This is a genomic window from Pantoea sp. R102, assembly GCF_004916815.1.
Classification (GTDB): domain Bacteria; phylum Pseudomonadota; class Gammaproteobacteria; order Enterobacterales; family Enterobacteriaceae; genus Pantoea; species Pantoea dispersa.
The window spans coordinates 1-1,745 of sequence record NZ_SDFT01000285.1; the positions used below are offsets into that span (position 1 = coordinate 1).

The window sequence follows — 1,745 nt, forward strand, 5'->3', positions numbered from 1 at the left end:
GCATCCCTTCCCTGCTCTCTATTCCAGTCATCCGCCTCACGCGGATGTCGCCGAGTTCTCAGGCGGACATCGGGTCCGCCTGTTTCTATTTCGGCAGCGTGCCGGCTAACTTTACGATTAACTGTTAGCGGCGCGCGTGATGACTTATTTTACCGCCTGCACCGCCAGACGGGTCTGGATGCCCTGGTTCAGGTTCTGAATCCAGCGGTTATAGTTACGGTGAATCTGGCCACTGCCTGCTTTCAGATTGGTGCTGCTGACGTAATCAATGCGGTAGCTGTTAGCAGTGTAGGTGATACGGATATTCGCCGTGTGGCCGCGTTCTGCCAGCAGACCATTCATCACGCCCGGACCCGCCGGTGAGATCACCCAGTGATTGGCCGCGCCAGCTTCCACAATAGCGCGCTGCATCTGCTGATCGCTGTAGCTCTGTGCGACCGTCTGGCTGACGTTCTGGATCGGTGCCGTGCGCGATGCACAGCCGGTGACTAATACCGCTGCAACCAGCAGTACCAGCGTGGCTTTTTTATTCATCATTTCCTTTTCTTCCCCTGTCATGGCAAGCCGCGCAACCACGCGGCCGTGCAGGCAATAACCCCTGCATAGTTCCGTTCAGACTGTGTAAAGCGCCGCGGATAATACCACTAATTGTAAAGACAAGTAAAAAAAAGCATGAACCACTTAAGTTCGGGCTGGTGCTGTTGTGAAAGCGGGGTGAACGGGCTTTAGACGTCATTTTTGACCGCAGCCAGGCGGCTGCGGCGTGATGATCAACCCTGCCAGCCGCCACCAAGTGCGCGGTAGAGATCGATTTGCGCCAGCAGCAGCGTGTTTTTCACCGCCACAATATTCAGCTGGGTGCTGAACAGCGTGCGCTGCGCATCAAGCTCATCGAGATAGGACGCATAGCCATTCTGATAACGGTTGCGCGCAATCCGCCACGCCTCGGCAACGTAGCGTTCCTGCGCCTGCAGCTCTGTTAGCTGCTGCTGGCTGCGCGTAATGGCATCCAGCGCGTTATCCACCTCGGCAAAGGCGTTGCGCACCACCCTTTCGTAGCCGTACAGCGCCTGGTTGCGCGACGCCATCGCCACATCCACCTGTGCGGTCAGGGCTTCGCGGTTGAGCAGCGGTGCCAGCACGCTGCCGCCGATGCTCCACAGGCGGAACGGATTATCCAGCAGATCGTGTAGCTGGCTGCTCTGCAGCGTGCCGGACGCCGTCAGGTTGAGCGATGGCAGCAGCTGTGCCTGTGCCGCCGCCAGCGACGCGTCGCTCGCCAGCAGCAGGCGCTGCGCCTGGACTATGTCAGGCCGGCGATTCAGCAGCTGCGACGGCAGCAGCGTCGGCAGTGCGTGGGGTCGCAGCTGGTCGAACTGGCTGCTGCGCGCGATCTGGCGCGGATTCATGCCGACCAGAATGCTGAGCGCGTTCTCCTGCTGGGCGATCTGATGCTGCAGATGCGGAATTTGCGCTTTCGCCGTCTGATATTCCGATGCCGCCTGCATCCATTCCAGCCGCGAGGTATAGCCGGTTTCGAACTGACGCTGCGCCAGGTTTAGCGAGTTCTGCCGCGTTTCCAGCGTGGCCTCGGTGACGCGCAGCTGCTCGTCGAGCGCGCACAGGCTGAGGTAACCGGACGCGACCGAACTGGCCACCGTCAGCTCGGCTGCCGAGGCCGCCGCACGCTGCGCCGCCAGCGTGGCTTCCGCCGCGCGGATGCTGTTGCTGCGGCTGCCCCATAA

At 60.7% G+C, this 1,745-nt stretch carries 2 protein-coding genes; both read right to left on the bottom strand.

Annotated features, from left to right (window positions below; genetic code table 11):
* Nucleotides 1–144 precede the first annotated feature (144 nt).
* On the bottom strand, nt 145–537 hold the full coding sequence (locus tag ERD80_RS21770) for a hypothetical protein (RefSeq protein ID WP_136548510.1): 393 nt from the start codon (nt 535–537) through the stop codon (nt 145–147).
* Between the two features lie 233 nt (nt 538–770).
* Nucleotides 771–1,745 (bottom strand): efflux transporter outer membrane subunit (locus ERD80_RS21775; RefSeq protein ID WP_136548512.1); only part of this gene is annotated, 975 nt, incomplete at its 5' end.

Bases quoted from the DNA above. Each gene is read 5' to 3' on its own strand.
- ERD80_RS21770 (WP_136548510.1), bottom strand. From the start codon at position 537: ATGATGAATAAAAAAGCCACGCTGGTACTGCTGGTTGCAGCGGTATTA.